This window comes from Rhodococcus cercidiphylli (assembly GCF_033042225.1).
Taxonomy (GTDB): Bacteria; Actinomycetota; Actinomycetes; order Mycobacteriales; family Mycobacteriaceae; genus Rhodococcoides.
In genome coordinates this window covers 110,044-135,598 of the sequence record NZ_JAWLKE010000007.1, presented here as the reverse complement: position 1 = coordinate 135,598, position 25,555 = coordinate 110,044, and the positions used below count along the sequence as shown (strand labels likewise).

The window sequence follows — 25,555 nt, the reverse complement described above, 5'->3', positions numbered from 1 at the left end:
TCACTGCCGGTACGAGCTCATGAAGTTGCCCAGCCGCTCGAGTGCCGTTGCGAGGTCGTCCACGTTGGGCAGGGTCACCAGTCGGAAGTGATCGGGCACATCCCAATTGAATGCGCGGCCGTGGCTGACCAAAATCTTCTCGGACTCGAGCAAGTCGAGGACGAATTTCTCGTCGTCGACGATGCCGAAGCGTTCGGTGTCGAGTTTGGGGAACATGTACAGCGCACCCGCTGCCTGCACGCAGCTGATTCCGTCGATGGAGTTGAGCATGCGATGCGCCAGATCGCGCTGCGCGGTCAGCCTGCCCGCCGGAAGTAGGAGATCCTCGATCGACTGCCTACCGCCGAGCGCGGTCTGTATCGCGTGCTGCGCCGGGACATTCGCACACATGCGCATGTTGGACAGCAGGGTGATGCCCTCGATGAAACTCGCCGCACGCCGACGCGGGCCCGTGATCGCCAGCCAACCGGCACGAAATCCACACACCCGGTACGCTTTCGACAGACCCGAATAGGTCAGGCACAGAACATCTTTGCCCGTCAGAGTGGCGAGATTGATCATCTCCGCCCCGTCGTAGACGATCTTCTCGTAGATCTCGTCGGCAAGCAGAATAAGATCGTGCTTCCGCGCCAGGTCGACGAATCGCTCCAGCGCCTCACGCGGATACACCGCTCCCGTCGGGTTGTTGGGATTGATCACCACGATCGCACGGGTGCGGGGGGTGATCTTGGCTTCGAGGTCCTCGAAGTCCGGTGCCCAGTCCTGGCTTTCGTCGGCCAGATAGTGGACGGGTACGCCCCCGGCGAGGGCTACCGAGCCCGTCCACAACGGATAGTCGGGCGACGGGATCAGGATTTCGTCTTCCGGGTTGCACAGCGCCTGCATCGTCATCGTGATCAATTCCGATACCCCGTTGCCGAGGTAGACGTCGCCCACGTCGAGATCGGTCAGGCCTTTGGTCTGGTAGTACTGGACCACCGCGGTACGGGCGGAGAACAGACCGCGGGAGTCCGAATAGCCCTGTGCGGTAGGGAGGTTGCGGATCATTGCCATCATGATCTCGTCCGGTGCCTCGAAACCGAACGGGGCAGGATTGCCGACGTTGAGCCGCAGGATCGCGTGCCCCTGCTCCTCGAGTTCTTCGGTTTTGTCCAGAATGCGTCCACGAATGTCGTACCGCACGTTCTCGAGCTTGCGCGCCTGATCGATCGATTTCGTCATTTCGAAAACTCCTCCTGCCGAACGGTCGGCGACATCCGGGTCCGGACCGCCACTGTTGCACACACGATGACCGCCGCTCCACCCACGATCACCGGCCACGTCAAGCCCTCGCGCAGGATGATCGCGGCCCAGCAGATGGTGAGCACAGGTTGGATCAACTGGACCTGGCTGACGCTGGACATCGGACCGATTGCCAGTCCCCGGTACCAAGCGAAGAACCCCAGGTACATACTCACCACCGCCAGATACCCGAAGGCTGTCCACTCGGGCGCGCCGGCTGTCGAGGGTTGCTGCCACCACGCGAACGCGGCCGATGCGCCGGTGACCGGTACGGACACGACCAGCGCCCACGACACCGTCTGCCACGCGCCGAGTTCTCGCGACAACAGGCCGCCCTCGGCGTATCCCACCGCCGCGGCGACCACTGCTCCGAGCAGCAGCAGATCCGACCACTGCACACCCGCCGACTGCCCACCTTGCAGAGCAGCGAATCCGACTGCGACGGCAGCGCCCACGCCTGCGACCAACCAGAACATCGGCCGCACGGGTTGCCGTTCGCGGACAACAGCGACGACGGCGGTGGCGGCCGGCAGCAATGCGATGACAACGGCGCTGTGCCCGGCCGATGCAGTGGTGAGGGCGTACGAGGTGAGCACCGGGAAGCCGATGACGACACCGGCCGCGATCACCGCGAGCCGCATCCACTGCCGCCCCTGAGGCAGCCGTTGCCCAGTAGCGGCGAGCGCTACCGCAGCCAATGCGGCGGCGACCACAGCGCGTCCAGTTCCGACGAAAAGCGGGGACAGACCCCCGGTGACGGCGACGCGGGTCAGCGGCACAGTGAACGAGAACGCCGTGACGCCTGCCAGGCCCCAGAGCAGTCCGGCGCGGGATAGCAGACCCGTCCCAGACCGAGTAGCGCTACTATGCTGTGTCATGTCCGACGATAGCAGTTCCCGGATCGTGTCTGCACTGAGAATATGGATTGCGACTGCGCCACCGGAAGCCCGGCTGCCGTCCACCCGCGCCCTGGTCGCCGAACATTCGGCAAGCCCGGTCACGGTTCAGAAGGCTCTCCGCACGCTCATCGCGCAGGGCGTCATCGAAAGCCGGCCTGGTGTCGGCACATTCGTCAAGACGGTGCGCACAGCCCGCCCCAACGATTACGGATGGCAGACTGCAGCTCTGGGAGCGCCGGACAATCGACTGCAACTGCCGGCGGCTCTGCAGTCGACCTCCAGCGACGTGATCGCTCTGCATTCTGGCTATCCGGCTCGGGAGTTGTTGCCGGAGCGGCTCGTTCACGCGGCCTTCACTCGCGCCTCCCGCACCGACGCGGTGATCGACCGACCACCCACAGCAGGTCTGCCGGAACTGCGGGCATGGTTCGCCGCCGAGCTGGGGATGTCGACACCGTTGGGCATCACGCCACCGTCGGCCAGTGACGTCGTCATCATCCCCGGCAGCCAGACCGGACTCAGCACGGCATTTCGGGCCCTCGTCGGTGCCGGGCGGCCGTTGCTCATGGAGTCCCCGACATATTGGGGCGCGATCCTTGCTGCCACGCAGGCAGGTGTCCGCGTCGTACCGATACCCAGCGGCGTCGACGGTCCGGACCCCGACGCGCTCGCTCGGGCATTCGCGCACACCGGCGCTCGGGCGTTCTATGCCCAACCCACGTTCGCCAGCCCCACCGGTGCACAGTGGTCGCCCACATTGTCCGAACAGATCCTCGCCACTGTTCGACGCCACGGCGCGTTTCTGATCGAGGACGACTCGGCCCACGATTTCGGCATCACCGCCGAGCCGAGTCCGCTGGCCGCACGGGACGACGCCGGGCATGTCGTCTACCTTCGCTCACTCACCAAGACGGTGTCACCCTCGGTTCGCCTGGCAGGCCTGATTGCTCGCGGGCCCGCACACGAGCGCATCCTCGCCGATGCGGGAGCCGAATCGATGTATGTCAGCGGGATTCTGCAAGCCGTGGCGCTCGATGTGGTCACGCAGCCTGCCTGGCGAACCCACCTGCGGCGGTTGCGTACTCAGCTGGCTTCGCGTCGAGACTTGTTGGCGAACAGCCTCATCGAGTTCGCACCGCGTGGACATCTCGACGCGGTGCCCCGAGGTGGGCTCAATCTCTGGATGCGACTGAGCGACGACGCAGATCTGGAACACATTGTGCGCGAGTGCAAGTCGGCGGGCGTCATCGTTGGGGCCGGCGACGACTACTTCCCCGCCGAACCAACCGGAAAGTACCTTCGACTCAACTACGCGGGCCCCAACCCCGGGGAGTTCGCCGACGCGGCGCGCACGATCGGCTCGATCATCTGAGACCGTTGGAGGCATCGACGGCAAACGTCGACTTCCGACCCCACACGAACCAGACCAGGGGACCGAGGAACGGGAACGCCAGTACGACGAAGATCCACACTGCGCGACCGGCGACGGTGTAGTTCGGCGAGCCGATGATGCTGACCAGCGCAGCAACGAACAGCACAACCGCGCCGAGCACTGCCACCAGAACGGTGGTTCCCAACCCCCACCCCAGCACCTGCTCGGTGGTGGACGGTTGCTGAGACAGAAGTGTTACGGCGTGCATGACGGTTCCTCCGATATTGCTGTTTCGTTGACCTGGTCAACGTTACGAACCGGCAGGCCGCGCCACATCGGTCTGCGTGGGTATTTCGTCGTACATCTCGAGATGTACGACGCGGTCCGGGTCGGCCCCGTTGTTCAGTCGACCGAACGACACAAGCCTCTGGGGCACAGACTATTTGGCTCCGAACGATCATCCGAACAAGGGATATCCGGCGCGGTTCCGTTGTGTCACCATCGCTGAGACGGACAGCCCGTCCAGTACTTTCGGTGGAGGAATTGTGTCGAGCAAGAGTGGAATTCGTAAGAACCTGGCGCGCCGTTCGGTGGCGGTGGCCCTGACCGCCGCAGCGTTCACACTGGCCGCGCCCGCGTCGGCCCTGGCCCAGCCCGAACTCGGCCCGATCGTCGACAGCGGCAGCGCCATCGTCGACAGTGGCAGTGCGATTCTCGACGGCGGGAACATCATCGACAACGGTGTACGCATTCTCGGCAGCGGAAGTGCCATCGCCGGCGGCATCCTCGGGATCGACACGGGTTCGGCGAACGGAGGTATCGCGACCCAGCAGTGCAACGCCTCGACACTGTCGGGCGAAGAGGGCGTGACGGAGACCCTGCACGAGTTGGGTCGAACCGGACCGACGTCGTTCGTTCTCAGTTACGACACCGTCGACGTTCCCGATCAGATCGAGGTGTTCTACCAGGGCGCACTGATCCACAACACCGGCTATGTCGGCGGCAGCACCGGCGTCGGCTCGGTGGTGGTGGCAGTTCCGCCCGGCACCGCAACCAATGTTCTGGTGCGCGTCACGGGACCGGCCGGCACCGTCTGGACCTACACCGTGAGCTGCCCGGCCTGAGAGAGCTACCCACGACAGGCCCCTCCGGGCTACGTTGTCACTGAGCGACGTGACCTGGGGGGGACTGTGCAGAACGTCAAGAACGACTACGCCGCGTGGATGGGACTGGGGCCGGGCGGACTTCCCGCGAACGTGGGCGGCTGGCTGATCACCACTGCCCTGAGGCCACTTGCTCGACGCGATCCACTGACGGTCGCCGGCACATCGAGTCCTGGTTTGCACTGGCACCTCCAGCAGCGCCCCGGACTTCGGCCGTCGATCGCGCCGCACCCCATTCCTCATCGCCAACTCACCGATCGAGGTACCCCTGCTTCGATCGAGCGTCTGACTGCCGCCGTCACCGAACACGCCGGATCGGAATCGCCGTTTCACATGGAGCGCAGTCGATTCGAGCGACGAGGCGACGCGCTGTACGTCTCGGACATCAATGCTGCCGCGCCGTGGATATCGCGAACGAAAGGCGAAGTTCTGCACGTACACGAGAGCGAAGGCTCGATGCACGTGGTGATGCAGCCGGACGACGCCCAGACCGTCATCTCCGCCGGGTGGGGCGAATTGCACCCCTTGGCCGGACGCCCGCTCCTCGGGCTACCCGAGACCTACGTCTTCCTCTACGCACCACGAGACTCCGACGACATCTACGGAATCGAACAGATCATCGGTCGCGCAATCTCCACCGCGAGGGCCTGACTCTGCACTCGAGCGGGGTACGGACAAAGTCGGCTGAACTCTGGGCAGAAGCTGCCGAACATGTGACGATCGATGAATGGCACTCGACGACATCGTGAACGTGGTCGCCAGCTTCGAGGGCACCGTGACGCAGCGCCCACGAGAGGGTGATGGAACTCCCGAACTTGCTTGGGGCGATGCGTTCTTCTACTACTCACCCGACGGGACGATCCCGACGACGCAGCCGTTCGCAACCATCGTGACCAAGAACTACCCGGGTGACGAATTGTCCCAACTGAACAGGCCAGGCGCGTTCCGCGTCAATATCGTTGCAGGAAAGCAGGATTTCGAGAGGATTCTGGGAGTGCCGCCCCGCGAGGCGGCCCACGCACCCCAGGCCGACAGCGACGATGTCATCGCCGCCCATCCTCAATACGGCACCGCCGGCTGGCTTTCGGTGGTCAACCCGTCGGCGCAGACCGAGACACACGTTCGGGAACTACTGGACTCCGCCTACAACGTTGCCAAGAGCAGATACGAACGACGCCAGGGCTGATCACGCGAAGAAGTCGTCCATCGATCGGGACAGCCCTTCGACGTCCAGGCCGTTGGCCCGATCGTGTTCGGCCACTGTGCCGTACTTGCGACGCTCTCCGGGCTCCACCCCGATACCCAACACCCGATGACGCACATCGGCAATGGCCCGATCGATCTGCAGCACAGACGTTCCCGCGAGATACGGCTCGACGATCATGATGTCCGGTGCCGTCAGCGTCTCTCGTAGAGTGGCACTGCCGAAGGGCCTGATCGACGACGCATGCAGCACCGTCAGGTCGCGGCCCGACGCCGCGGCCAGAACTCGGTCCGTCATCGGTCCGACGGAGATGACGGTTCCCGAATTGCCCTGCTGCAGAACGGTGAACATCCCGTCGGACCGTCCGTACGGGCGATCGTTGCACACCCCGTCGAGCCTGATGTACACGCGATCGTCGGTGGCCGCCGCGCCGTGCAGCATCCACTCGACCTCGTCTACGTGACCGGGGACGTGGACCGTCCACTCGCCCAGCGTGTCGAGGAGTGCGACATCTCTCTGACCGAAATGTGTCTCGCCTCCCTGCGGCCATCCGTAGGACCCGCCCGAGCTCACCAGGATGGCACCGACGCCCTGGTGCCCCAGATCGAGCTTCACGTGCTCGAAGGGTCGCTCGATCAGAAACGGCGGGAAGGTGTGCACGATCGGCCGCATTCCGGCCAGGGCCAGACCACCGGCGACGCCGATCATCGCCTGCTCTCGAATCCCGATGTTGATCACCCGCGATCGAATATCGGGGGTGAGGTGTGGTTCGAGATATCCGACTCCGATCTCCGCCAGCACCAACGCTGTTCGCTCGTTCTGCGCCAACAATCGGGGCACCAGACTGTAGAAGTACTCGCGTTGATTCAGCGATGCACTCATCAGCTCTCCTTCTTTTCGACGTGAGCGACCACCACATGTGGACGGCCTGCGTGATCGGCGCGAAACGCCTGGCGAAGAGCACTGTGGTCTCGACCGTCGACGTCAGAGGTGTGCCACCCCTCGACGGCGAACCGCGAGGCGATACCTCCGGGCCAACCCAGACCGGCAGAATCGTTGTCGATCACCACGGCGGTCAAATTGCCCAACTCGGACCGCGCAGCAAATTGAATGGCTTCCATATTGCTGCCCTCGTCGAGTTCCGCGTCGCCGATCAGCACGAAGACTCGGGCGATGCACTTCTGAATCCGCAGCGCGACAGCAGTTCCAGCGGCCAGCGCCAGACCATGACCGAGAGATCCGGATCCGATGTCGACCCCGGGAACGAGCGTGCGGTCCGGATGATTACCCAGCGGAGAGTGGTAGCTGCCGAACGACGCGAGCTCGGTGGGCGTCAAGAATCCACGTGCCGCTAGCACGGCGTAGTACGCCATCGGACCATGCCCCTTGGACAGATAGAACCGATCACGATTCGGGTCATCGGGATTCGCAGGATCGAGCCGCAGGATGTCGGAGTACAGCACCCACAACACATCCAGCGTCGAAGTGGCACTGGTGCTGTGCTTTTCGTCGCCCGTCATCAGTGTCATGAGTTGCGGCAACTCGTCGTAAGTCCTTTGCATGACCCCACCCTGCAACCTCGAGTGCACTCGAGGTCAAGGCAGAAGTGGGTGGTGCGGTGGGTGTCCAACATTTGTGCTCAGAGGCGCTTTCCAGATTCTCGAGGGGAATTGTGGACACTGCGCGCACCACCGCCCGTAGTCTCCAGACATGCCGCGAACACACCTCGCTGTAGCGGGGACGTCCATCGACTGCACCGAGCCGGCAGAGCTGGCTCGCTTCTACCTCGCCCTACTCGGTGGAGAGCTGTTGTGGGAGAACCCGTCGAACTCGGGCATACGCACGCAGGCAGGCCTGAATATCGTTGCGCAGAAAGTAGCGAACTACATTCCGCCCGTGTGGCCGTCGACGCCGATCGTGCACTTCGACCTGGACGCGGGAGGGGACCTCGCGGGATCTGTTTCCTACGCAGTCGAATGCGGAGCGACCGAGGCGGCGGACCAGCCTGACCCCCGTTGGCGCGTTCTCCTCGACCCTGCCGGACACCCCTTCTGCATCACCACGGAGGTGTACGACGGTTGACAAAGACACAGCCTGAAACAGTGCGCAATCTCGTGATCGTTCTGCTCTTGTTCGGATTCATAGTCGGATTGGCCCCACTGGGTTGGTACGCGATCGGTGAGATGACTACCAACACGAGTGGGGTCGTGTATTCGGGTGGCTATGAGCCTCTGCGAGGAGTCACGATGAGCGACGAATTCGTGGAATCCATGAACGATTCGTTCAACCGACGAACTCGAGGCCTGTCGACGCTGTGGCTCTACCTGGTCCCCATTGCAAGCGCAACACTCGGTGCGATCACCGGGTTGATTATGTCCAAGTTCGGATTCGTGCTCACCCGCAGACGAACTCGCGAGGCATGAGGTGGCTGGGAGTGCTGCAGTCGAGCTGAGCCTCGAAGACATTCGACACGTGGCGGCGTTCGCAGCTACCTGCGCACGACGGGCATTGCCGATCTACGAGATGGCCCAACCTGACGACACGCGTCCACGCGCGGCGATCGAGGGTGCCGAGACTTTTGCCGAAACCGGCCAGCGCACGGCAGCACTCCGCCAACTCGCCTGGGCAGCACACAAAGCTGCCCGCGAGGTGCCGGCATCTGCGGCCACAGACGCCGCACTGTCCGCAATGCACGCGGCCGGTGCTGCCTTTCTCCATCCGCTGCACAGCCCACATCAGGTCAAACACATTCTCGGTTCTGCCGTGCATCTGGTGCTCACTCATCCCAAAGCTGTTGCGGAACAGATCGAATGGATCGATTCCCAGGCCGACACGTCATTACGATCGGTCTTGCGCCGGTATCCGTCTCCGGCCGTCGGGGGAACGAGGTTCAGCGTTCTCATGGTTCGACTCGATACCGAATTGCGTCGTTGACGCATTGTCTCGACCGAGCGTCGGTGACACCATGGGCACATGAACGACCGTCAACGTCGGTGGACTCGGTATCTGCTCGGCATCTGGCTGGCCTTGGTCGTGTTCTCTACGATCGCCGACATAGTGACCGAACCAACGATGTGGAACTGGACGAAGCTGGCAGTGTTGGCGATAGCCGCCCCATGGCTTTGGCACCGACACGGTCGGGCCTGGCTGATGCCCCACAAGATCGAACCCGAGGCTGTACCCGCCGAGGATGTCGACGCGGTGGTCGCAGAATCCGGCAGAACTGTCCACGCCATCAAAGCGCTACGAGAGATGCATCCCGGTCTCGGTCTGCTCGATGCGAAGAATCTCGTTCAACCGGATCACTGACGGGGGAGAAGTCGATGACATCGGTCAGCGGTACACGTGCCGTCCAGGATGCCGCCGAATTCATCGAGGCTGCGCAGCTGTTGATCGATTTCAATCGCGAGTACGACTACCCGGTGCCCGAGCCCGACTGGCTTGCAGCACATCTCGATACTCTGGTGAAGTCGGGCGACACCAGCGTGCTGACATTCGGGACTCCTGCCATCGGTGTTGCGGTACTGCGCTTTCGGACCGGTACTCTCAGCGCAGACCTCGAGGCCTACCTCGCCGAGTTCTACATCCAGCCCGGTGTTCGCGGGAAGGGCCACGGCACAACCTTTCTCGACGACGTCATCCAGCACGCACGCGGCAGGGGTGCCACCTACATGGACCTCAATACCTCCGAGGACGACGAGGCGGCGCGACACGTATACGAAAAGCGTGGGTTCGACTGCCACGAAGGCCGCGGCGAGGGACCGAAGGCTCTCTACTACGAACTCGAACTGAACTGACGCAGGAGATGTAACCTGGCTATATGGTTAGCCGAGATAACAGCTCGACGTCGTTCGGGACCGTCGCCGACGTGTACGAATCTGCTCGCCCCGAGTACCCGTCGGCCGCGGTCGAATGGCTGCTGGAACCCGCTCTCGAGGTCGGCAGGCGTCCTCTTGTCGCCGACGTCGGAGCCGGCACCGGCAAGCTCACCCGCATCATCGTCGCTGCAGGGTGCGATGCCGTCGCCGTCGACCCTGATCCCGCCATGCTCGACGCCCTGCGCGACGCAGTGCCCGGCGTTTCCGCCCACGTCGGCACTGCCGAGTCCCTCCCGTTGGAAGACGGAAGCGTGGATGCCGTTCTGCTCGGACAGGCCTGGCACTGGGTCGAGCCAGTGGCCGCGTCACGCGAGATCGGCCGGGTTCTTCGCCCGGGCGGCACCCTGGGACTGATCTGGAACCTTCGCGACGAATCGCAGCCGTGGGTTCGTCGACTGAACTCGGTGGTCTCACGTGGTGGAGCCCTGACCATGTTCGACGACGGTCCACCGCCGATCGCAGAACCGTTCCAACAGCTCGACGAGGAGCGGTGGGCGTGGTCGCGGACTGTGACTCGGTCCCAGCTGACCGACCTGGTTCGGTCGCGCAGCTTCTACATCACTGCCACCGCCGATGAGCGCAACCGCATCGACCAGGATCTCGCCGCACTGTTCGACGAACTGGGCCTGAACGGCTCGACGACGATCGACCTTCCCTACGTGACCAGAGCGTTCCGCACCACGATGCCGATCCGATGATGCTTCCCGCGACCCCGGAAGTCGCCACAGCCGAACAAAACGAATACGATTCCCAATAAGTGGGTCAGGTTCGAATGCGAGGAGCTACAACATGGCGTTTCCGATCATCGTCGCGAAGGCAGTATCGACGGTCGTAACAGGCGCAGTCGGCGTCGCCGCATACAACGGTGCCAAGAAGCTGTACGACAAGGCTCCCGTCCGCAAGGCTGCGGTATCGGCAACCGAACTCGGCCTCCGAGCCGCACGAAAAGCCGAAATCCACGCCGAATCAGCGCGTTTGGCTGTGTCCGATGTCGTTGCGGAAGCACGCGACCGACTCGGCGAAGAGGTACCGCCACCCTCGGCCACCGAAGTCGGCCACGGCCACTCGCACTGAGCGCGACAGCACGCCGACTATGACGACGCTCGTCGAACACTCGCTCGATGCGGCTCCCGACCGCGCCGATGGCATCGAAATCCTGTCCGACGCAGCCGGCCGCATGCGGCTCCGCGTCGACTGGCTGCGGTCCAGTCCGGGTCGCGCGGTCGCCGTCGAAGACCACGTCGACAAGATTCGCGGCGTGCGGGCCGTCCACGCGTATCCCCGCACCGCATCGGTTGTGGTCTGGTACTCCCGCTCCCGCATCGACCGGGCCGAGTTGTTCGACGCAGTGAACGCCGGTCGCACCACCGACTGGGGACTCGTACCAGTCCGTAGCCCACGGTCTGCGGACGTCAGCAACGGCGACGTCCTGCGCATGACCATCGGCGGGGCCGCGCTGGTCCTGCTCGGCTTCCGTCGCTATGCCTTCCGGCGGCCACCCATCCTCGGCCCCACCAGCCGTGTCGTAGCCACCGGAGCCACCATCTTCACCGGCTATCCGTTCCTGAAGGGAGCGCTGCGCTCGCTGGCCGGAAACCGGTCCGCCGGCACCGACGCGCTCGTCAGCGCTGCCACTGTGGCAAGTCTCGTACTCCGCGAGAATGTCGTTGCCCTGACCGTGCTGTGGCTGCTCAACATCGGCGAATACCTGCAGGAGCTGACCCTCAAGCGCACTCGTCGGGCAATCTCCGATCTCCTGACCGGCACGCAGGACACCGCATGGATCCGGCTACCCGACGGTTCCGAGATCTCCGTGGACGTCGATCGGCTGGAGATCGGCGACGAGGTCGTCGTGCACGACCACGTCGGCGTTCCGGTGGACGGGACCGTCGTCGATGGGGACGCGGTGGTCGACCAGTCGGCGATCACCGGTGAGACACTGCCGGTATCGATCGTTGCAGGCGACCGCATCCACGCCGGATCCGTCGTGGTTCGTGGTCGCATCGTCATCCGCGCGTCTGCGGTGGGCCGCGATACGACGATCGGCCGCATCATTTCCCGTGTCGAGGAAGCGCAGGAAGACCGCGCCCCGATTCAGACTGTGGGAGAGAACTTCTCACGTCGGTTCGTACCCGCGTCGTTCATCCTGTCGGCCCTCACGCTCGTTGTCACCCGCGATGTCCGACGAGCGATGACCATGCTGCTCGTCGCATGTCCGTGCGCGGTGGGGTTGTCGACTCCGACGGCCATCAGCGCCGCTATCGGAAACGGTGCTCGCCGAGGCATTCTCATCAAGGGCGGATCGCATCTGGAACAGGCAGGCAGAGTCGATGCCTTCGTGTTCGACAAGACCGGAACCCTCACAGTCGGGCGTCCCGTCGTCACCAATGTCGTGTCGTTTCAGGACGACTGGGAGCCGGAGCAGGTACTGGCGTACGCGGCCAGTTCCGAAATTCATTCTCGACATCCGTTGGCCGAGGCCGTGATTCGCAGCACCGAGGAACGCCACATCGTCATTCCTCCGCACGAGGAATGCGAGGTGCTCGTCGGTCTCGGCATGCGCACCGTCGCAGACGGCCGGACCTTGCTGCTGGGCAGTCCTTCGCTGCTGCGCAGCGAGAACGTCGACGTGTCCGAGTATGCAGCCGACTGGGTTTCGCGACTTCAGCGTCAGGCCGAGACCCCATTGCTGCTCGCTGTCGACGGGGTGTTGGTCGGGTTGATCAGCCTGCGCGACGAGGTCCGGTCGAATGCTCTGGAAGTACTGAACACCCTTCGCGCCGACGGTGTGGAACGCATCGTCATGCTCACCGGAGATCACCCCGAGACCGCTGCGGCCGTAGCCGCCGAACTGGGCATTGCCGAGTGGCGAGCCGAGGTGATGCCCGACGACAAACTCGAAGCAGTCCGCAAGCTACAAGAAGAGGGCTACGTCGTCGCGATGGTCGGAGACGGCACCAACGACGCTCCGGCACTCGCCGTCGCGGATATCGGAATCGCAATGGGCCTGGCGGGCACCGATGTTGCCGTCGAGACGGCCGATGTAGCTCTGGCCAGCGACGACCTGACACGGTTGCTCGACGTTCGCGATCTCGGCCGACATTCGGTCTCCGTCATCCGGCAGAACTACGGAATGTCGATCGCGGTGAATGCACTGGGCCTCGTCGTCAGCGCCGGTGGAGCACTGTCTCCGGTGCTCGCTGCGATTCTGCACAACGCATCCTCGGTCGCGGTGGTGGGCAACAGCTCACGCCTGATCCGATACCGAATCTGATCAGTAGCGCCCGAACGCGATCGAGGTACTCGACGAAGTCCGCTACTTCGCGCCGCGGAAGTACGGTTCGACCGTGCCCTTGAGCTTGACGAGCATGGGATTTCCGAAGCGATCCTTCGCGGTGGGGACTTCGACTCGCACCCAACCCTCGGTCACGTTGTATTCGCGGACACTGGTCTTTTCGACGCCATTGAAGCGAATACCCACGTCCCGCTGAAGAACTTCTTCGTTGTAGAAGGGGCTCCGCGGATCGATCGAGAGGTGATTCGGTGGAACGTCTACGTTCTGGTCCTCTGGCATGGATCACTTTCGTCGAATGCGGCGTCAGGTGCTCGGTTGATTCACAGCGAGAATACGCGATCCCGCGCTGATGACCCCTAGCCCCGCGCCATGTCCACGAATCTGGACAGGTGAAGCTGGTGTGCCACGGTGATCGTCGCGGTCGGACCGTTACGGTGCTTGCCGAGAATCAAGTCGGCCTCACCGCCGCGGGGGTCGTCGCGCTCGATCGCGTCGGGGCGGTGCAGCAGAATCACCATGTCGGCGTCCTGCTCGAGTGAGCCGGACTCACGGAGGTCGGACACCATCGGCTTCTTGTCGGTTCGCTGCTCAGGACCACGGTTCAGCTGGCAGACCGCGACCACCGGGCATTCGAGTTCCTTCGCCAACAGCTTGAGCTGACGCGAGAAGTCCGAGACCTCCTGCTGACGGGATTCGACCTTCTTGCCGGACGACATCAGCTGAAGGTAGTCCACCACAATGAGTTTCAGACCGTTGCGCTGTTTGAGGCGACGCGCCTTGGCTCGGATTTCCATCATCGTCAGGTTCGGAGAATCGTCGACGAACAACGGCGCTTCGCTGATCTCGCTCATTCGGCGGGCCAGCTTGGTCCAGTCGTCGTCGGTCATCTTTCCCGAACGCATGTCGCCGAGCTTGATCTTCGCCTCGGCGGACAACAGTCGCATGACGATCTCGGTGCGACTCATCTCCAGAGAGAAGATGACACTGGGCATGCCGTGCTTGATGGAGCACGAACGCATGAAATCCATTGACAGCGTCGAGTTGTGAGTCGGAATCATCGAGTCGCTGGCGAGATACAGATGCTCTGCGTTGTCGACCTCGACACAGCGAACCGGAACCGAGTCGACTCGGCGAACGTCGACGATGAATCGAGATCCCGACCTCACGGTAGATCCGGCAGCGCGACGTTCCTTGTGCAGCATCTGCTTCCGGTGCAGACCGAACACCACATCGTCCGTCGCGAACGTCAGAGTGAACGCCGTCGACGACGCTTCGCTGCGACCTCGGACCCTCTTGGTCGACATCTGCACGCGATAGCCCAAACTGACGATCAGTTCACGCACCCCGAGAACGAGCCGCTCACTGGTCACCGAGAACTGAACCGAGCCACCCCCGGTGACAGTGCCGTCGGTGTCGAGCAGACCCGCCAACAACGCACGTCGCTGAGCCTCGGAACCACGGAGGTAGCCGATGGGTACATGCTTGTCGCCCAGTACGCCGATCGTCCGTAAACGCGCCTGCACGGTCCCGATCGAGTTGCGGCATGCCTGGCAGCGATGCAAACCGGTCGTCACCTTGCCGCAGTCGATGCATGTCGGTGCAGCGACCGGAGCGGACATGAAACGCGCTTTGCCGCCGCAAGATTGGCCGCAGGTACGGACATTGAGCGGAAACGGCACGAACTGCTTGCCGCAGACGACACAGTCCTTTGCCTCTACGACCTCGGTAGGAAGTTTGATCGAGTATCGGAGTGCGGCTTTCTCCGACGCCACCACGTGCAGACCTTCGCCTTCTATACGGGCGATGATTTCGGGATCGGCGCTGGTGATCTTCGCGCAGGCCGACGTTCCATCTCCCAGCCATGCGCCGAGGGTGTAGGGCGGCACCAGAAGCTCACGCTCGGGCAACTGAACGGCCTCGGTATTGGTGACCGAGTGATTGATGCGCGCATCCTTCGTCGCGCAGCGCACAGTGTTCGCGATTTCCTCGGTGGTGCGCACGGCAGCGAACGTCTTCTGGTTACGGGTCCGGTTGTAGTTGACCGCCGCGGCCTGCGCCGATTTTCGTGACGCCCTGGTCTCGGTCAACCACTGATGCTCCGCGTCGGCGACGATGACTGTGCCGTCGGAGAATTCGACCTCGTAGCACGGTCGATCGAGCATGATGTCCGTGGCCGCCACGACTCTGGTCGGCATGCCGTGGGCGTCGATGAGGTGGTCGCCCACCGCCACCTCGCCCATCGTGGTCCAGCCGTCGGGCGTTGGAAGCTGCGTGTCGAGGGCGAGCGCCTTGCCCACACCAGGCCTCGCCGCCACGATGATCATCTGACCAGGGTGCAAGCCGTTGGTGATTTCGTCGAGTTCGGCGAATCCTGTTGGTACGCCCAGGGATATGCCGCCACGGCTGGCGATGGAGTCGATTTCGTCCATCGTGGGCTGCAGGAGTTCCTCGAGGGGGAGGAAGTCCTCTGAGGTGCGCCGCTCGGTGACCTCGTACACCTCGGCCTGCGCGCGGTCGACGACCTCGGCGACGTCCTGCCCGTCTGCTCCGGCGTAACCGAACTGCACGATGCGGGTGCCGGCCTGTACGAGGCGACGCAGAATCGACTTCTCCGCGACGATCTCGGCGTAGTACCCGGCATTGGCTGCCGTCGGCGTCGTCTGGGTGAGGGTGATCAAGTACGGCGGGCCGCCGATGCGCTTGAGTTCCCCGCGACGATCCAGCTCGGCCGATACGGTCACCGGGTCGGCAGGCTCACCGCGGCTGTAGAGGTCGAGGATGGCGTCGTACACGTTCTGGTGGGCCGGCCGGTAGAAATCGCCGGGACGAAGCACCTCTAGCACGTCTGCGATGGCGTCCTTGCTCAGCAGCATACCGCCCAGAACGGACTGTTCCGCGGCCATGTCCTGTGGGGGCTGGCGACCGAAATCCTCGCCGGGCCCCTCGCTTGACGAGGGGCCGGAGTAGTCGGACTGTCCTCGATCGTCCACAACTGCCACGCGAACCGGCCGTCCTCTCCCCATTGTCGTCGGCATCGTCGGGTATCACCCGGCGGTGCTGTGTAGCAAGTTCTACCCCCGGGCACCGACAAGCTTTTTCGGCACCGGATTCGCACTGTCTCGTCGCCGCTGCACGGCATCGAGAGAGACGCTGCACGGACGTTAAGCGCTATCGGCAGGAGTCACAACACGGCCTGTGGATGAACCTGTGCACGAAATGTGGATGGTCTTGAACAACCGTGTTGACCGTCTGGGGATAACCTGGGTATAACTTTTCGAGTTTCGGTGTTTTCGGCAGGTCAGGGCATGTACATAAAGTTTTCTTCCTGTGCATCGATTCTGGATCGGCGTGTCGGCCGAATTGACAGCTCGGGCGTGTTGAGTAAATACCAGGTGAACCCGGGGGTGAACCAGGTCACAGTGGCTGGGATGACTCACAGAAACAGACCAGTGTCCCGTTTGCGCGCGAGGGGCCCGATTCCACGCTCGGAATCGGGCCCCTCGACACTGTTGACGAAAGCTCAGCTACCGATCTCCTGCGGGCACATCGCCGGGTCCAGCACAGTGACCTCCTTGGTACCGATCTGAAGCACTCGTGCCGTGGGAATGTCGAAGAACAGTCCGGTGATGCGCAACCGCCCCTCGGCATTGGCTCGGCCGACGACCCGGTGACGGGTGAGCGTCTGCAACTGCACCGCCACGTTCACCATCGCGAGTTGGTCCGCCTCCCCGAAGCCGAGCTCTGCCGCCTGACGGCCCACCACGTGCCCGCTGCGGTACGCATCCAGGCTCGTCATGGCATGACCCAGCCATTCCGCCACCGACTCGTCCGCGGCGTTCTCCGGTCCACTCAGCACCGCCTTCATGGCACCGCAGCCCGAGTGTCCGCACACCACCACCGACGAGGTACCCAGTTGATCGACACCGAAGGCCAGCGCTGCCTCCACCGAGCAGTCCTGCCCCTGGGCCGGCACGAGGTTGCCCATGTTTCGGACCGTGAACAGATCGCCAGGTCCGCTGCTGGTGATCGTGTTCGGCATCACGCGCGAATCCACGCAGCAGAGGAACAGCGTGTCGGGATCCTGAGACTCGGTCAAACCCTCGAGGTGCGGTCGAATATTGGGCGCGTGGGTGCGGTGATACTCGGCAACACCACTCAGGACCGCCCGCAGCGCGACAGGTGAATCATCTTGCGTCACATCGTTTTTCAGCTGCCATGCCCGCCACGGTGCCAACGAGCTACGTACCGTCGCAGATCCGCGCTTGGGCGGCCCCTCGGCAGCAGCTGCCATCGACGCCGTGCCCACTTCCTCGACTCTCACCGTGCCGCCGCCGAGTTCGTGCTGACGAATCCACTCGTTCAGAGCGTCGTGCACCGCATGATCGAGGAAATCCACTCCCAGATGCACGGTGACGACGGTGCCTGCGGGGACGGTGGACAGTACGTGTGTCAATCGTGGAAGCGCAAGGAAGCTCAACGACCCCTCGGTGGTGACGCGCCAGGTGCCGTCGACCGTCTCCTCTGCGCGAACCTTCGCCCACACCACACGGCGCAGCACGAGAACGATCGACAGTGCCAAACCGATCAACACGCCCTCGAGCAAGTTGAGCGCCACCACGCCGACAACCGTCACTGCATAGACCGCGATGTCTCCGGTCTTGTTGGCGATCTTTATGTCTGCCAGCTTGATCAGCTGCACACCGATCATCACCAGCAATCCGGCGAGTGCGGCGAACGGAACCAATTCCACGATCGAGATGAACAGCACCGAGAAGATCAGAATCCACACTCCGTGCAGAATCGCCGACGCACGGGACTTGGCACCGACCTTGACGTTGGTGGCGCTGCGCACGATCACGCCGGTGATCGGCAGACCGCCGATGGCACCGGAGGCCATGTTGCCCGCTCCCTGGGCCATCAGTTCCCGGTCGAAGTTGGTGCGCTCACCGCTGTGCATCTTGTCGACGGCCACCGCGGAGAGCAGACTCTCGACGCTGGCGATCAACGCGATGGTGATGACGCCGGTCGCGAAGGCGCTCCACTGCCCGTCGGGCATGATCGGAAAGCTCAGCGATTCGATCAGGTTGCCGGGCAACTCGATTCGCTCGACATCCAGGGAGAAGAAGATCGAGACCGCGGTGGCGGTGACCACCGCGACCAGCGCAGCCGGCACCTTCGTGATCTTCGCCATCACGCCCGACACTCCAGCCAATCGCGGCCAGCCGAACATGAGCACGACCACGATTCCGCCGACGATGATCGACGGCCATTGGCCGTTGGCGACCGACGTGGGAATGGCGAGGACGTTCTGAACCGCGGAGCTTTCGGATTCACCGCCGAGAAGTACGTGAATCTGTTGCAGCGCAATGGTTATACCGATTCCGGCGAGCATGGCGTGCACCACCACGGGCGAGATGGCCAGCGCACTGCGCGCAATCCGGCTCATTCCCAGCAGTATCTGCACAGCACCGGCCAGCACCGTGATCGCGCACGTTACGCCCCAACCGAATTGGTTGACCAGCTCGGCAACCACCACGGTCAGTCCCGCAGCGGGCCCACTGACCTGCAACGGTGATCCGCCGAGTATGCCGGCGAGAATTCCGCCGACCACGGCGGCAATGAGGCCGGCCATGATCGGGGCACCGGAGGCGACGGCGATACCGATCGAAAGTGGTACTGCCACAAGGAAAACGACCAACGAGGCCGGTACGTCGTATTTCAGGATCGACCCGACGCGAGACTGCGGCTCGGGTCGGGCCTCGGGACTGGGGTCGGAATCGGGTTCCACGGTCGTGGTCACGGCAGCGTTCCTCCGGGCGTCTAGGCGTCAGGTCGGGTGGATCCAGTTGGTGATGATGTTCGATGTCGCCCCGCCTAAAGAGTACGCAAAGCTTTGCTCACGAACCTCCGAAGAGAGATGCTTCACAAATCGGAACCCATTGCGACAGTTGATCTTTGTGAGAAGACACGAAAAAGCCCCACGAACCCAGGGTTCGTGGGGCTTTGTTCGACCGAAACGGGCCGAAAGCTGAAATCAGCTTCCGACGACCTCCAGCTTGAACTTCGCGGTCACGTCGGGGTGCAGGTTCACGACGATGTCGTGCTTGCCCGTGCTCTTGACGTGAGCCTTCGGCAGATCGATGCTGCGCTTGTCGACGACCGGGCCACCGGCAGCCTTCAGAGCAGAAGCGACGTCCGACGCGGTGACCGAGCCGAACAGCTTGCCCGAGTCGCCCGCGGTCTTCACGGACAGCGTGACGGCCTCGAGGCCTTCGATGGCCTGCTTGAGCTCGTTGGCGTGCTCGAGGCCGCGGACGGCACGAGCTTCCTGAGCGCGGCGAATGCCGTCGACCTGCTTCTGAGCTCCACGGGTGGCCTGGATGGCCAATCCGCGGGGCAGCAGGAAGTTACGGCCGTAGCCGTCCTTGACCTCTACGGTGTCGCCAGGCGCACCGAGGTTGTCCACATCAGCGGTGAGGATCAGTTTCATACCAATCGCCCTTTCTATCGAGCCGTCGCGGCGTAAGGCAGCAGTGCTACCTCACGCGAGTTCTTCACGGCAACGGCCACGTCACGCTGATGCTGGACGCAGTTGCCGGTGACACGGCGAGCACGGATCTTTCCGCGATCGCTGACGTACTTACGCAGCAACGTCGTGTCCTTGTAATCGATCGACGTGTTCTTTTCCTTGCAGAAGGAACACGCTTTCTTCTTGAGCACCTTGTCGCGCAATGGCGGTTTGGGCATGGGTCTTTCTCCGTTACATCTGGTTGTTCTCGATCGAAGGATCTAGAACGGTGGCTCTTCGTCTCCGCCACGTCCGCCGAAGGAGCCCGACGCCGCCGGGGCACTGCCCCAGGGATCGTCTCCGCCGGAACCGGAGTTGGACGAGGAGTTCGAGCGGCCGCCGCCCGATCCGCCGGAGGAACCGGAGCCGGAGCCGGAGTTGAAGCCGCCTCCGCCGCCACCTCCACCGCGATTGGCCTTGTTGACCTTTGCGGTGGCGTAGCGAAGTGAAGGTCCGATCTCGTCGACTTCGAGCTCGACGACTGTCCGCTTCTCACCTTCACGCGTCTCGTACGAGCGCTGCCGCAGCCGTCCGCTCACGATCACTCGCGAGCCTCGGGTCAAGCTCTCGGCAACGTTCTCCGCTGCCTCGCGCCAGATGTTGCAGCGCATGAAGAGCGCGTCGCCGTCTTTCCACTCGTTCGTCTGACGATCGAATGTGCGCGGGGTGGATGCAACCGTGAAGTTGGCAACCGCCGCACCGGCGGGGGTGAATCGAAGTTCTGGATCAGCCGTCAAGTTTCCGATGACGGTGATGACGGTCTCGCCTGCCATGGTTCCTCTTTCAGTAGTAAGCGTTGTAGATGCCAGCCTAGAGGCGGGCAACGACAATTACTTGCCCTGTCGCAGGACCTTCGTGCGCAGAACGGACTCGTTGAGTCCGAGCTGACGATCCAGCTCGCTGACCGTGGCAGGCTCGGCGTTGAGGTTCACAACGGCGTAGATACCCTCGGCATGCTTGAGGATTTCGTAGGCCAGACGACGCTTGCCCCACACATCGACCTTGTCGACGGTGCCGCCATCCTTGCGAACGACATTGAGGAACGTATCGAGCGACGGAGCGACAGTGCGCTCGTCCAGATTGGGGTCGAGAATGACCATCAATTCGTAATGACGCATAAGACCTCATCACCTCCTGTGGACTAGTGAAAACGGCCACGGACTGTCCGTGGCAGGAGGGTCGTTGCGTCAGCAACCCCTCGAAGATACACGAGGCGGGCCCTGACCTGCTAATTCGCGTCGGGCGCACGGTCCGGCGTTCGCGCGTCATAGTCTTGCACCATGCGATCCGGGGTCCGCGCCAATCCGATGACGGTCGTCGTGGTCGTCGCGATGGCTGCGGTGGGATTGATTCTGGGTTATCTGAACAAGGCCCGATGCGCGGTCGCGCCGTTCGACGCCTCCGGTCGCAGCACGATGTTCGACGCCATCAAGGATTCCTCGGTCTGCTACTCCGACATCCAATTCCTGTGGCTCGGCCGAGACATCGACAATCACATCTTTCCGTACATTCACGGGGCCATCACCAGCGACGGAATCCTCACGGGCGGAACGGTGGAGTACCCGGTCCTCAGTGGATTGCTGATGTGGCTCGGAGCCATTCCGGCCCACACCGATGCACAGTTCCTGTTGACCTCGGCGTTGATTCTCGCGCCGTTCGGTCTGCTCACCGCCTGGATGCTCGGCCGGATGGCAGGCTGGCCCGCCTTGCTCTGGTCGATCGGCCCGCCTCTGGTGATGTACGCCTTCCACAACTGGGAGCTTCCCGTCGTGGCCACCGCCGTCGGAGCGATATTCGTCATGACGCTGCCGATGCCGCTGCGACGCAAGGCGATTCTCGCCTCGGTGCTGCTGGCCGTCGGCTTCTGCCTCAAGCTCTATCCGGGAGCATTCGTGTTGCCCCTGATCGCGTACGTGGTCACCGGCGGCATCGGTGGACGCGAGTCCGCCGACACCGTCCGAGCTCGCTGGGACATCCGCGGCGGCCTGATGGTGGCCGGCGCTGCCATCGGCACGGTCGTCGCAGTGAATCTGCCGTTCGCGGTGCTCGGTTACGAAGGATGGCGGGCGTCGTTCACGTTCCAGTCGCTGCGGCAGGCAGACCTGACGACCAACTCCATCTGGTACTGGGGATTGCGCCATTTCTACATCAACGACCAGATGAATCCCGATGCCTACGCCGAGGCCGAGGCCTCCTTCCAGAACGTGGTCGACGTGGCGTCGCCGCTGCTGGTGTTCGCCGCGTTCGCTCTCGCGCTGTGGCTCGGATGGCGTCGCGCGAAGGTCGTCGGGACGTACCCGTGGGTCGCGGTCAGCGGATCGATGCTGTGCGGTTTCATGCTGCTGCACAAGGTGCACTCGCCCCAGTACACGCTGTGGCTGCTGCCCTTCCTGGTGCTGCTTCGGGTCCCGTGGGGGCTCGTCGCCGCGTATCTGGTCGTCGATCTGTCGATGGGAATCGGCGTCTTCAAGTACTTCGCCGCGTTGGCCTCGGGGGCAGATGCCACCGACGAGGAGTTCTTCGTTCTCGTCGGAGTGTGGGGACGAGCGCTGCTGCTGCTGGTGTTCTTCGTGCTGTTCCTCCGAGCTCGGATGCGGGTTCCGTTCCCGGGCGAAACCGACCAGGCGTCTGTATCATCGCCCCGACCAGCAACGATATCGCTGACAACATCACCGGGGCAGTAGCACGTAGGGCGGGGCGGGGACATGACACAGGTGTCGCAATCGCAGGAGAACACCGAGAGACGAACCACCGATGTACGACGCGTCGGCCTCGTCGAGGACCACGAATCGGTAGCGCTCGGACTCAAGGCCATGCTCGCAGACGAACCCGACCTGGACTTGGTGTCCACCGCCGCCACGGTCGCGGAGCTGCTCGCCCAACAGCCGACACTCGATCTGGTGGTGCTCGATCTTCGTCTGGGTGACGGTTCGTCACCCCGCTCGAACGTGGAGCAGTTGCACGCCGCCGGCGCGCGCGTCCTCGTCTACACCGGAGCCGAGAACGCCTTTCTCGTTCGTTCGGCAGCCCGTGCAGGTGTGCTCGGCGTGGTCCGAAAGTCCGCCCCCGCGGCGGCGATCGTCTCCGCGATCCGACGCGCAGCGAGCGGCGGGCAGGTCGTCACGACGGATTGGGCTGCCGCGATCGACGGCGATCCGCAGCTCCCCGACGTCGGACTCAGTCCGCGTCAGCGCGAGGTACTCGCCCTCTACGCGTCGGGCGAGAAGGCCGGACGCGTTGCCCGCCTCGCCGGATTGTCCGAGCAGACCGTCAACGACTACCTGGTGCGGATCCGCAACAAATACGCCGAGGCCGGGCGTCCGGCACCGACGAAAACCGATCTGTACAAGCGAGCGGTCGAGGACGGCTGGCTGCCGATGCCCGAACTACCTCCGCAGGATTGACCCGCTGATTGCTGTGGTTCATCCCACAGTGTCGACGCGGGTGAGCACCGCGGTTTCCGACGCACTCAGGGGTTCGACGAGCGGTGTGGTGACCGCTCGGATACTGCCGCCCGGCCGCGCGAGGATCGTATCCATCCTGGTCAGCGACTCGAGCGCCGACGTGCGGATCGAACTCGATGCCGACGGCCGGCAGTCTGTCGTAGCTTCGTGACACGCTCATCGGACGGTTGACGGTTCAATGCCCCTAATAGTCAGGGCAGAAAACCTGCGAATTACCTGTGAGAATCATTCCCATTGGTTTAGTTGGTCTCAACCCACTACGGCGTCCGGGAGAATTGATGTCTGCACTGCTCGAACCCTTGCCCTCCGCGGACGACGCGGGAGTCCCGACGACGCACCGTTCACGTGGGCCCATCAGCTTGGTTCCGCCTGCGATGCAGATACACCCCGTCCCGGCCGCCCCGAGCCCGTTCCCGCCGCGACCGGATCTGACCGGCCGCGAGATCGAGGTGCTGCTCTGCTGGATTCGACACGACTCGAAGACCGAAGTGGCGAAGACACTGTTTCTCTCGCTCGGCACCGTCAACACACACCTCACCCGAATTCGGGCCAAGTACACCTCGGTCGGGCGCCCGGCACCGACCAAAGCCGCCCTCGTCGCACGGGCCCTGCAGGACGGGCTGGTCGATATCTCGGAGCTGTGAACTCGCCGGTCAGACGCTGACTGCGGTCTCCACGCCTTCGTTCTCCAGACGCTTGTTGCGTCGGATGCTGCTCAGCAGGGCGGCTCCGATGAACAGAATTCCCACGAAACCGGTGATCAGCTCGTTGATGTGCACACCGATCGAGACCAGCAGGATGATGGACAACGCGCCGATCGCCCAGTGCGCACCGTGCTCGAGGTACACGTAGTCGGACAACGTTCCCTTGCGGACCAGGAACACCGTGATCGAGCGGACGAACATCGCGCCGATGAAGCCGAGGCCGAGCGCAATGATGATGGGATCGGCGGTGATGGCGAAGGCACCGATGACACCGTCGAACGAGAAGGACGCGTCGAGCACCTCGAGGTAGAGGAACAGAAAGAATCCGGCCTTACCCGTCGCCTTCGCCAGTTCGCTCGGTCCGCCCGAGGACTCTTCGCCCTCTTCCTCGACGTGGAAGAGCTCGCCGAGTCCGTTGACCGAGATGTAGGTGATCATGCCCAGCACACCCGAGACCATGACGGTGGAGATCTTGTCGTCCTCGGCCAGGAACTCGGCGCTCAGTACCAACAGCAGGCCTGCGACGACCACGGAGAGCTGATCGAGGCGGCCGATCCGGGCGAGGGGCTTCTCGAGCCAGCTCAACCAGGTGATCTCGCGGTCCTCGAAAATGAAGCCGAGGAACAACATCAGCAGGAACATGCCACCGAACGCGGCGATCTGCGGATGCGCGTCGGTGAGCAGAGTTTCGTAACTCGGCGACCCGTCCGGGAAGGTCGCGGCACCGTCGGCGGGCGGGTTCAGTGCCAGATCGAGTGCCGCCACCGGGCCCAGACCGGACGCGGCCCAGACGATGACCAGCGGGAACAGCAACCGCATGCCGAACACCGCGATGATGATGCCGATGGTGAGGAAGATCTTCTGCCAGAACTCGCTCATACGTCGCAGCACAGTGGCATTGATGACGGCGTTGTCGAAGGACAGCGACACCTCGAGCACGCCGAGGATGAGCACGAGGATCATCGCCTCGATCCCGCCGTACAGGAAAGCCACGATCACGGACACGATGGTGACCGCGATCGACCATCCGAAGATCTTCACAACCACAGGCGTGGCCCTTCTCGAGACTAAAGACGGAAAAACCCCCGCCCATCATGAATGACGAGGCGGGGGTACTCCCAATCTTGAGAGGGCCTTTACTACACGTTTACCCCGAAATCGCGGGCGATTCCTGCGAGTCCGGATGCGTAGCCCTGACCGACTGCGCGGAACTTCCACTCCGCGCCGTTGCGGTACAGCTCACCGAAGACCATGGCGGTCTCGGTGGAGGCATCCTCGCTGAGGTCGTAGCGAGCGAGCTCGGAGTTGTCGGCCTGGTTGATGACGCGGATGAACGCGTTGCGCACCTGACCGAACGACTGCGAGCGTGCGTCCGCATCGTAGATCGACACGGGGAAGACGATGGTCTCGATCTCCGGCGGTACTGCGGCGAGATCGACCTTGATCTGCTCGTCGTCTCCGTCGCCCTCACCCGTGGTGTTGTCGCCGGTGTGCTCGATGGAGCCGTCCGGAGACTTCAGGTTGTTGAAGAACACGAAGTGCCCGTCGCTCAAGGCCTTCTTCGTCGAGTTCAGAGCGATGGCGCTGGCGTCGAGATCGAAGTCGGTGCCGGTCGTCGTGCGGATGTCCCATCCGAGACCGACCACGACCGCGGTCAGGTTCGGAGCTGCCTTGGTGAGCGAGACATTGCCACCCTTGCTGAGGCTGACGCCCATGGAGAGGTCCTT

At 63.4% G+C, this 25,555-nt stretch carries 29 protein-coding genes; 15 read left to right on the top strand and 14 right to left on the bottom strand.

All coding sequences use genetic code 11. The features are described 5' to 3' along the window. Together R3P95_RS18850 and R3P95_RS18845 are read right to left on the bottom strand one after the other, a co-directional pair. Complete coding sequence (locus R3P95_RS18850) at positions 1-1,221, bottom strand: pyridoxal phosphate-dependent aminotransferase (protein WP_149406755.1); 1,221 nt, start codon at positions 1,219-1,221, stop codon at positions 1-3. After that, positions 1,218-2,159 (bottom strand): DMT family transporter, encoded by a 942-nt coding sequence (locus tag R3P95_RS18845; RefSeq protein WP_317549145.1) that lies wholly within the window; start codon positions 2,157-2,159, stop codon positions 1,218-1,220. The genes R3P95_RS18850 and R3P95_RS18845 overlap by 4 nt, the downstream gene beginning before the upstream one ends. On the opposite strand from R3P95_RS18845, the gene R3P95_RS18840 reads away from it, so the two are divergent. Continuing rightward, positions 2,158-3,552, top strand: coding sequence for an aminotransferase-like domain-containing protein (locus R3P95_RS18840; protein WP_317549144.1), 1,395 nt, complete (start codon positions 2,158-2,160; stop codon positions 3,550-3,552). The two genes, R3P95_RS18845 and R3P95_RS18840, sit on opposite strands and share 2 nt — an antisense overlap. Here R3P95_RS18840 and R3P95_RS18835 read toward each other — a convergent pair. After that, positions 3,545-3,820, bottom strand: a complete 276-nt coding sequence (locus R3P95_RS18835) for a PLD nuclease N-terminal domain-containing protein (RefSeq protein ID WP_317549143.1) — start codon at positions 3,818-3,820, stop codon at positions 3,545-3,547. The two genes, R3P95_RS18840 and R3P95_RS18835, sit on opposite strands and share 8 nt — an antisense overlap. 277 nt (positions 3,821-4,097) lie before the next feature. Here R3P95_RS18835 and R3P95_RS18830 point away from each other — a divergent pair, with 277 nt between their 5' ends. From R3P95_RS18830 to R3P95_RS18820, 3 genes are all read left to right on the top strand, one after another. Continuing rightward, the gene (locus R3P95_RS18830) at positions 4,098-4,676 is read left to right on the top strand and encodes a hypothetical protein (RefSeq protein WP_317549142.1); all 579 of its coding nucleotides are present in this window, start codon (positions 4,098-4,100) and stop codon (positions 4,674-4,676) included. Between the two features lie 66 nt (positions 4,677-4,742). After that, complete coding sequence (locus R3P95_RS18825; RefSeq protein ID WP_317549141.1) at positions 4,743-5,366, top strand: luciferase domain-containing protein; 624 nt, start codon at positions 4,743-4,745, stop codon at positions 5,364-5,366. A gap of 76 nt (positions 5,367-5,442) precedes the next feature. Beyond that, positions 5,443-5,901, top strand: coding sequence for a DUF6194 family protein (locus R3P95_RS18820; RefSeq protein WP_317549140.1), 459 nt, complete (start codon positions 5,443-5,445; stop codon positions 5,899-5,901). On the opposite strand, the gene R3P95_RS18815 is transcribed toward R3P95_RS18820, so the two are convergent. Next, entirely contained in the window at positions 5,902-6,801 is a 900-nt protein-coding gene (locus R3P95_RS18815) for a transketolase family protein (RefSeq protein WP_317549139.1), read from the bottom strand. It abuts the gene before it with no gap. Next, positions 6,801-7,481, bottom strand: coding sequence for a thiamine pyrophosphate-dependent enzyme (locus tag R3P95_RS18810; RefSeq protein ID WP_317549138.1), 681 nt, complete (start codon positions 7,479-7,481; stop codon positions 6,801-6,803). Before R3P95_RS18810 ends, R3P95_RS18815 begins: the two co-directional genes overlap by 1 nt. 148 nt (positions 7,482-7,629) lie before the next feature. Between R3P95_RS18810 and R3P95_RS18805 the strand changes: the two genes are divergently transcribed. The 8 genes from R3P95_RS18805 to R3P95_RS18770 all read left to right on the top strand — a co-directional run bounded on the left by R3P95_RS18805 (position 7,630) and on the right by R3P95_RS18770 (position 13,071). After that, complete coding sequence (locus R3P95_RS18805; RefSeq protein ID WP_317549137.1) at positions 7,630-8,001, top strand: VOC family protein; 372 nt, start codon at positions 7,630-7,632, stop codon at positions 7,999-8,001. A 164-nt stretch (positions 8,002-8,165) separates the two neighbouring features. Continuing rightward, positions 8,166-8,342, top strand: coding sequence for a hypothetical protein (locus R3P95_RS18800; protein WP_188078866.1), 177 nt, complete (start codon positions 8,166-8,168; stop codon positions 8,340-8,342). A gap of 1 nt (position 8,343) precedes the next feature. Next, positions 8,344-8,853: a putative immunity protein gene (locus R3P95_RS18795; RefSeq protein WP_317797930.1), complete on the top strand. Its 510-nt coding sequence runs from the start codon at positions 8,344-8,346 to the stop codon at positions 8,851-8,853. Between the two features lie 39 nt (positions 8,854-8,892). Beyond that, complete coding sequence (locus R3P95_RS18790; protein WP_149408082.1) at positions 8,893-9,228, top strand: hypothetical protein; 336 nt, start codon at positions 8,893-8,895, stop codon at positions 9,226-9,228. A 14-nt stretch (positions 9,229-9,242) separates the two neighbouring features. Next, a complete protein-coding gene (locus tag R3P95_RS18785; RefSeq protein ID WP_317549135.1) occupies positions 9,243-9,716 on the top strand; it encodes a GNAT family N-acetyltransferase in 474 nt (157 codons plus the stop codon). A 23-nt stretch (positions 9,717-9,739) separates the two neighbouring features. Beyond that, the gene (locus R3P95_RS18780; RefSeq protein ID WP_317549134.1) at positions 9,740-10,495 is read left to right on the top strand and encodes a class I SAM-dependent methyltransferase; all 756 of its coding nucleotides are present in this window, start codon (positions 9,740-9,742) and stop codon (positions 10,493-10,495) included. Positions 10,496-10,586: 91 nt separating this feature from the next. Then, positions 10,587-10,871 (top strand): DUF1490 family protein, encoded by a 285-nt coding sequence (locus R3P95_RS18775; protein WP_068049254.1) that lies wholly within the window; start codon positions 10,587-10,589, stop codon positions 10,869-10,871. 19 nt (positions 10,872-10,890) lie between these two features. Continuing rightward, positions 10,891-13,071 (top strand): heavy metal translocating P-type ATPase, encoded by a 2,181-nt coding sequence (locus R3P95_RS18770; RefSeq protein ID WP_317549133.1) that lies wholly within the window; start codon positions 10,891-10,893, stop codon positions 13,069-13,071. A 42-nt stretch (positions 13,072-13,113) separates the two neighbouring features. Here R3P95_RS18770 and R3P95_RS18765 read toward each other — a convergent pair whose 3' ends face one another. The 7 genes from R3P95_RS18765 to rpsF form a co-directional block, all read right to left on the bottom strand. Then, on the bottom strand, positions 13,114-13,371 hold the full coding sequence (locus R3P95_RS18765; protein WP_269596037.1) for a DUF3297 family protein: 258 nt from the start codon (positions 13,369-13,371) through the stop codon (positions 13,114-13,116). 77 nt (positions 13,372-13,448) lie between these two features. Continuing rightward, entirely contained in the window at positions 13,449-16,091 is a 2,643-nt protein-coding gene (dnaB, locus tag R3P95_RS18760; RefSeq protein ID WP_317549132.1) for a replicative DNA helicase, read from the bottom strand. Positions 16,092-16,612: 521 nt separating this feature from the next. Next, entirely contained in the window at positions 16,613-18,892 is a 2,280-nt protein-coding gene (locus R3P95_RS18755; protein ID WP_317549131.1) for a bifunctional SulP family inorganic anion transporter/carbonic anhydrase, read from the bottom strand. A 234-nt stretch (positions 18,893-19,126) separates the two neighbouring features. After that, positions 19,127-19,582 (bottom strand): 50S ribosomal protein L9, encoded by a 456-nt coding sequence (rplI, locus tag R3P95_RS18750; protein WP_032378698.1) that lies wholly within the window; start codon positions 19,580-19,582, stop codon positions 19,127-19,129. Positions 19,583-19,596: 14 nt separating this feature from the next. Beyond that, positions 19,597-19,839: a 30S ribosomal protein S18 gene (gene rpsR / locus R3P95_RS18745; RefSeq protein ID WP_032396926.1), complete on the bottom strand. Its 243-nt coding sequence runs from the start codon at positions 19,837-19,839 to the stop codon at positions 19,597-19,599. Between the two features lie 42 nt (positions 19,840-19,881). Then, positions 19,882-20,433 carry a single-stranded DNA-binding protein gene (locus R3P95_RS18740; protein WP_037195207.1) on the bottom strand — a complete coding sequence of 184 codons (552 nt, stop codon included), beginning with the start codon at positions 20,431-20,433 and terminating at the stop codon, positions 19,882-19,884. Between the two features lie 57 nt (positions 20,434-20,490). Continuing rightward, the gene (rpsF, locus tag R3P95_RS18735) at positions 20,491-20,778 is read right to left on the bottom strand and encodes a 30S ribosomal protein S6 (protein WP_008711385.1); all 288 of its coding nucleotides are present in this window, start codon (positions 20,776-20,778) and stop codon (positions 20,491-20,493) included. A gap of 162 nt (positions 20,779-20,940) precedes the next feature. On the opposite strand from rpsF, the gene R3P95_RS18730 reads away from it, so the two are divergent. From R3P95_RS18730 to R3P95_RS18720, 3 genes are all read left to right on the top strand, one after another. Continuing rightward, the gene (locus tag R3P95_RS18730) at positions 20,941-22,344 is read left to right on the top strand and encodes a hypothetical protein (RefSeq protein WP_317549130.1); all 1,404 of its coding nucleotides are present in this window, start codon (positions 20,941-20,943) and stop codon (positions 22,342-22,344) included. A gap of 21 nt (positions 22,345-22,365) precedes the next feature. Beyond that, a complete protein-coding gene (locus tag R3P95_RS18725; RefSeq protein WP_149408091.1) occupies positions 22,366-23,064 on the top strand; it encodes a response regulator transcription factor in 699 nt (232 codons plus the stop codon). A 338-nt stretch (positions 23,065-23,402) separates the two neighbouring features. Continuing rightward, positions 23,403-23,768: a helix-turn-helix transcriptional regulator gene (locus R3P95_RS18720; RefSeq protein ID WP_149408094.1), complete on the top strand. Its 366-nt coding sequence runs from the start codon at positions 23,403-23,405 to the stop codon at positions 23,766-23,768. Positions 23,769-23,777: 9 nt separating this feature from the next. Here the strand turns inward: R3P95_RS18720 and R3P95_RS18715 are convergent, their stop codons facing one another. Both R3P95_RS18715 and R3P95_RS18710 read right to left on the bottom strand, forming a co-directional pair. Then, positions 23,778-24,875 (bottom strand): DUF475 domain-containing protein, encoded by a 1,098-nt coding sequence (locus tag R3P95_RS18715; protein ID WP_068048447.1) that lies wholly within the window; start codon positions 24,873-24,875, stop codon positions 23,778-23,780. A gap of 92 nt (positions 24,876-24,967) precedes the next feature. Then, on the bottom strand, positions 24,968-25,543 hold the full coding sequence (locus R3P95_RS18710; RefSeq protein ID WP_032396932.1) for a TerD family protein: 576 nt from the start codon (positions 25,541-25,543) through the stop codon (positions 24,968-24,970). Between the last annotated feature and the right edge of the window lie 12 nt (positions 25,544-25,555).

Bases quoted from the DNA above. Each gene is read 5' to 3' on its own strand.
- R3P95_RS18850 (WP_149406755.1), bottom strand. From the start codon at position 1,221: ATGACGAAATCGATCGATCAGGCGCGCAAGCTCGAGAACGTGCGGTAC.
- R3P95_RS18840 (WP_317549144.1), top strand. From the start codon at position 2,158: ATGTCCGACGATAGCAGTTCCCGGATCGTGTCTGCACTGAGAATATGG.
- R3P95_RS18845 (WP_317549145.1), bottom strand. From the start codon at position 2,159: ATGACACAGCATAGTAGCGCTACTCGGTCTGGGACGGGTCTGCTATCC.
- R3P95_RS18835 (WP_317549143.1), bottom strand. From the start codon at position 3,820: ATGCACGCCGTAACACTTCTGTCTCAGCAACCGTCCACCACCGAGCAG.
- R3P95_RS18820 (WP_317549140.1), top strand. From the start codon at position 5,443: ATGGCACTCGACGACATCGTGAACGTGGTCGCCAGCTTCGAGGGCACC.
- R3P95_RS18815 (WP_317549139.1), bottom strand. From the start codon at position 6,801: ATGAGTGCATCGCTGAATCAACGCGAGTACTTCTACAGTCTGGTGCCC.
- R3P95_RS18810 (WP_317549138.1), bottom strand. From the start codon at position 7,481: ATGCAAAGGACTTACGACGAGTTGCCGCAACTCATGACACTGATGACG.
- R3P95_RS18805 (WP_317549137.1), top strand. From the start codon at position 7,630: ATGCCGCGAACACACCTCGCTGTAGCGGGGACGTCCATCGACTGCACC.
- R3P95_RS18800 (WP_188078866.1), top strand. From the start codon at position 8,166: ATGAGCGACGAATTCGTGGAATCCATGAACGATTCGTTCAACCGACGA.
- R3P95_RS18790 (WP_149408082.1), top strand. From the start codon at position 8,893: ATGAACGACCGTCAACGTCGGTGGACTCGGTATCTGCTCGGCATCTGG.
- R3P95_RS18785 (WP_317549135.1), top strand. From the start codon at position 9,243: ATGACATCGGTCAGCGGTACACGTGCCGTCCAGGATGCCGCCGAATTC.
- R3P95_RS18780 (WP_317549134.1), top strand. From the start codon at position 9,740: ATGGTTAGCCGAGATAACAGCTCGACGTCGTTCGGGACCGTCGCCGAC.
- R3P95_RS18775 (WP_068049254.1), top strand. From the start codon at position 10,587: ATGGCGTTTCCGATCATCGTCGCGAAGGCAGTATCGACGGTCGTAACA.
- R3P95_RS18770 (WP_317549133.1), top strand. From the start codon at position 10,891: ATGACGACGCTCGTCGAACACTCGCTCGATGCGGCTCCCGACCGCGCC.
- R3P95_RS18765 (WP_269596037.1), bottom strand. From the start codon at position 13,371: ATGCCAGAGGACCAGAACGTAGACGTTCCACCGAATCACCTCTCGATC.
- rplI (WP_032378698.1), bottom strand. From the start codon at position 19,582: ATGAAACTGATCCTCACCGCTGATGTGGACAACCTCGGTGCGCCTGGC.
- rpsR (WP_032396926.1), bottom strand. From the start codon at position 19,839: ATGCCCAAACCGCCATTGCGCGACAAGGTGCTCAAGAAGAAAGCGTGT.
- R3P95_RS18740 (WP_037195207.1), bottom strand. From the start codon at position 20,433: ATGGCAGGCGAGACCGTCATCACCGTCATCGGAAACTTGACGGCTGAT.
- rpsF (WP_008711385.1), bottom strand. From the start codon at position 20,778: ATGCGTCATTACGAATTGATGGTCATTCTCGACCCCAATCTGGACGAG.
- R3P95_RS18730 (WP_317549130.1), top strand. From the start codon at position 20,941: ATGCGATCCGGGGTCCGCGCCAATCCGATGACGGTCGTCGTGGTCGTC.
- R3P95_RS18725 (WP_149408091.1), top strand. From the start codon at position 22,366: ATGACACAGGTGTCGCAATCGCAGGAGAACACCGAGAGACGAACCACC.
- R3P95_RS18720 (WP_149408094.1), top strand. From the start codon at position 23,403: ATGTCTGCACTGCTCGAACCCTTGCCCTCCGCGGACGACGCGGGAGTC.
- R3P95_RS18710 (WP_032396932.1), bottom strand. From the start codon at position 25,543: ATGGGCGTCAGCCTCAGCAAGGGTGGCAATGTCTCGCTCACCAAGGCA.